This window comes from Streptomyces sp. NPDC060027 (genome assembly GCF_042737005.1).
GTDB lineage: Bacteria > Actinomycetota > Actinomycetes > Streptomycetales > Streptomycetaceae > Streptomyces.
Genome location: NZ_JBHWVI010000408.1, coordinates 1 through 3400 on the forward strand (window position 1 = coordinate 1; position 3400 = coordinate 3400).

General features: G+C 70.6%; 4 protein-coding genes. 2 read left to right on the forward strand and 2 right to left on the reverse strand.

Going from position 1 to position 3400, the window contains the following annotated elements; all coding sequences use genetic code 11:
* Nucleotides 1-62: 62 nt before the first annotated feature.
* Both ACFWBT_RS42365 and ACFWBT_RS42370 read right to left on the reverse strand, forming a co-directional pair.
* Complete coding sequence (locus ACFWBT_RS42365; RefSeq protein ID WP_266766269.1) at nt 63-569, reverse strand: carboxymuconolactone decarboxylase family protein; 507 nt, start codon at nt 567-569, stop codon at nt 63-65.
* A gap of 96 nt (nt 570-665) precedes the next feature.
* Nucleotides 666-1409 carry a gamma-glutamyl-gamma-aminobutyrate hydrolase family protein gene (locus tag ACFWBT_RS42370; RefSeq protein ID WP_385709985.1) on the reverse strand — a complete coding sequence of 248 codons (744 nt, stop codon included), beginning with the start codon at nt 1407-1409 and terminating at the stop codon, nt 666-668.
* Nucleotides 1410-1639: 230 nt separating this feature from the next.
* Between ACFWBT_RS42370 and ACFWBT_RS42375 the strand changes: the two genes are divergently transcribed.
* Both ACFWBT_RS42375 and ACFWBT_RS42380 read left to right on the forward strand, forming a co-directional pair.
* Nucleotides 1640-2566: an ABC transporter ATP-binding protein gene (locus ACFWBT_RS42375; RefSeq protein ID WP_385709987.1), complete on the forward strand. Its 927-nt coding sequence runs from the start codon at nt 1640-1642 to the stop codon at nt 2564-2566.
* Nucleotides 2563-3393: an ABC transporter permease gene (locus ACFWBT_RS42380; RefSeq protein ID WP_385709990.1), complete on the forward strand. Its 831-nt coding sequence runs from the start codon at nt 2563-2565 to the stop codon at nt 3391-3393. Before ACFWBT_RS42375 ends, ACFWBT_RS42380 begins: the two co-directional genes overlap by 4 nt.
* Nucleotides 3394-3400: the final 7 nt, after the last annotated feature.

Here is a 3400-nt window from a genome sequence, read left to right on the forward strand (position 1 = left end):
GAGACAGGCCGGACAGGGCCTCGGGCGTGACGGGGAGGCGGGATACGCAGGGGCGGAGGGGGTCAGGGGGCGGCGGGCAGCCGGGTGGTCATCGGGGTCCACGTCTTGGGGTTGATGCGCCAGTCCACCGGCTCCTGCTTGGTGGCGACGTTGACGCGGTTCCAGAGGTTGACCAGACCGATGTGCAGGACCACCGCGCCCAGTTCCCGCTCGGTGAAGTGCCGGGCGGCCTCGGCCCAGACCTCGTCCGACACCGGGTCCTTGTGGCCCTCGATGCGCGTCGCGGCCTCGGCCAGCGCCAGCACGGAGCGTTCGGCGTCGGTGAAGCAGGTCTGCTCCCGCCAGGTCTCCACCAGGGGCAGACGGTGGTCCTCCTCCCCCGCCTCCTCGAACTCGCGCTTCTTCACGGGTATCTGGACCGGGCGGCCGTTGATCTGGCTCACCCTCAGGTGGATGAGCACCAGGGTCTGCAACGGCACGCCGACACTGTTGACGGCCTTGACCAGGGCGCGCATGGGCGGCAGGACATCGGGAACGACCAGCGACGGGTTGGGCATCCGCGGCGGCATCTTTCATTCTCCTTCGCACAGGGATCGGAAAAAGACCGGAAAAGGCTCTGCCCTCGGGGCCGCGCTTTTCCGCGACGACAAGATTTCGGCGGTCCGCTAATTCTTCGGGCGTCCGGCGGCTTGGGCAAGTGCCTCATGAAGTCGCCTGTCGGGCGTCTGCCCGCATTCCCATTGCACACCGACCGCGAAGGGGTGGTCCGTGACTTCGACGGCCTCGACGATCCCGTCACCGGCCCATCCGGTGGCGGTGAGGCCGGCGCCGAGCCGGCCGACGGCCTGGTGGTGGTGGCAGGCGGTCCGCGGCTCGTCCTCGTCCAGGACGGCCGCGATCCGGCTGTCCGGCCGGAGCTTGAGCGGATGGCGGCCGAGGGTGAAGGACGCGGTCCGCGGCCGGTGGCCGTCGTCGCCCGTGGTGTCCGGCAGGTGCTGCTCGAGGGTGCCCCCGTGCAGCACGTTGAGCAGCTGCATGCCCCGGCAGATCGCCAGGACCGGCAGGCGGGCGTCAAGTGCCCTCCTGGCCAGCGCCAGTTCGACGCGGTCGGCGTCCGGGCTCATCGCCCGGGTCGCCGGGTGCGGGTCCTGGCCGTAGAGCCCGGGATCGAGATCGGGGCCGCCCGGGATCAGCAGTCCGTCGAGCCGCTCCGCCAGGTCCGCCGCGCCGGGCAGCAGCGGGAGCAGCAGCGGTGTGCAGCCCGCCTCGGACAGGAAGGCCACGTGCGACTGGAGGGCGAGGCTGACGGCCAGGTCGCTGCCCTGGAGCGTGACCGGCGCGGTCCGCGCGCAGATCCCGATCACCGGGCGCCGGCCGGTGCCGGCCGGTTCGTTCGTGACTGAATTCATGGCCACCCTCATGGGTTTGCGGGTTCAACCGAGGAAAGTAAGCAGATGAAACAGGCGCTTCAGCGGACGGTCATCGCTGCCAAAATAACCACGGGGTGAAGCGGAGGCCATCGTTCAGGACCGGGACGGTCTGCGACTACTGAACGGAATAGAACTCCTGATACCACAGGCGGGTGGGGAGTGTTCTTTTCCCCGGCGAAACTCTCGCAGGCCATTCAACCGAGGTGACCATGATCGAGGCCAAGAACCTCACCAAACGCTACGGCGACAAGACCGCCGTGAACGACCTGTCGTTCACGGTCGAGCCCGGCCGGGTCACCGGCTTCCTGGGCCCCAACGGCGCAGGCAAGTCCACCACCATGCGGCTGCTGCTGGGACTGGACCGGCCCGACGCCGGCGAGGCCACCGTCGACGGTGTGCGCTACCGCGATCTCGCGCAGCCCCTGCAGACGGTCGGCGCGCTGCTGGAGGCGCGCGCGGTCCACACCGGCCGCAGCGCCTACGACCATCTGCTGTGCCTGGCCCAGACGCAGGGTCTGGGCAGGCGCCGGGTCGAGGAGGTCATCGAGCGGGTCGGGCTGGCCGCGGTGGCCCGCAAGCGGGCGGGCGGCTTCTCGCTGGGCATGGGGCAGCGGCTGGGCATCGCGGCGGCGCTGCTGGGCGATCCCGCGGTGCTGGTGCTGGACGAGCCGGTCAACGGTCTCGACCCCGAGGGCATCGTGTGGATCCGGAATCTGATGAAGTCGCTCGCGGCGGAGGGCCGTACCGTCTTCGTCTCGAGCCATCTGATGAACGAGATGGCCGTCACCGCCGACCATCTCATCGTCATCGGCCGCGGCCGGCTGGTCGCCGACTGCTCCACGAGCGAGTTCATCGAGCGCAGCACCGAGCAGTCCGTCCTGGTCAAGACCCCTGACGGGGCGCGGCTGGTGACGCTGCTGCGGGCCGAGGGCGCCACCGTCGCCCGCACCGGCGACGGCGACCTGGACGTCAGCGGGGTCGAGGCCCCGCGCATCGCCGAGATCGCCGCCGCTAGCGGCCTGGTCCTGCACGAGTTGTCGACCCGGCGCGGATCGCTCGAGGACGCCTTCATGGAACTGACCCGGGACGCCGTCGAGTACGACGCCGTCGCACCCACCGCCGGAGGCGTGAAGTGACCACCCTGAGCGCCCCCGCGCGCACAGCCGCCGCAGCGCACCGGCCGAGCTTCGGGCGGCTGATGCTCTCCGAGTGGACCAAGATCCGCTCGGTCCGCTCCACCGTCTGGTCGCTGGCCATCCTGGTCGTGCTCACCCTCGTCTTCACCGTGCTGTTCATGGAGATGGGCGTCGCGAACTGGGACAAGAGCGATGCCTCCCAGCAGGCCGCGATGCGCCTCGATCCGACCGGCACCATCCTGGGCAGCGGCATCCTGCTCAGCCAGCTCGCGATCTGTGTGCTGGGCACGATGGTCATCGCCTCCGAGTACTCCACCGGCATGATCCGTGCCAGCCTGCTCGCGGTGCCCAAGCGGGTGCCGGTGCTGGCGGCCAAGGGCGCGGTCTTCGGGCTGCTGGTGCTGGCCGTGGGCGAACTGACCGCGTTCGGCTCCTTCTTCATCGGCGCGCCGATCCTGCACAGCAAGGCGCCGGTCGCGATCGGCGACCCGGGGGTCCTGCGGGCCGTCGTCGGCTGCGGCCTCTACCTGTCCCTGCTGGGCCTGTTCGCGCTCGCGGTCGGCGCGATCATCCGGCACACCGCGGCGAGCATCACCGGCGTCATCGCCTTCGTCCTGGTGATCGCCCCGATGGCCAAGCTGCTGCCCGGCAGCGTGGGCGAGCACATCCACGGCTACCTCCCCACCGAGGCCGGATACCTGATCACCCAGCAGCACCCCCGCACCGGCGACGTGCTGGGGCCCTGGCAGGGCCTCGGTGTGCTCGCGCTGTGGACGGCCGCCCTGCTGGCCGTCGCGGCCGTACTGCTGCAGCGCAGGGACGCCTGACCCCCGG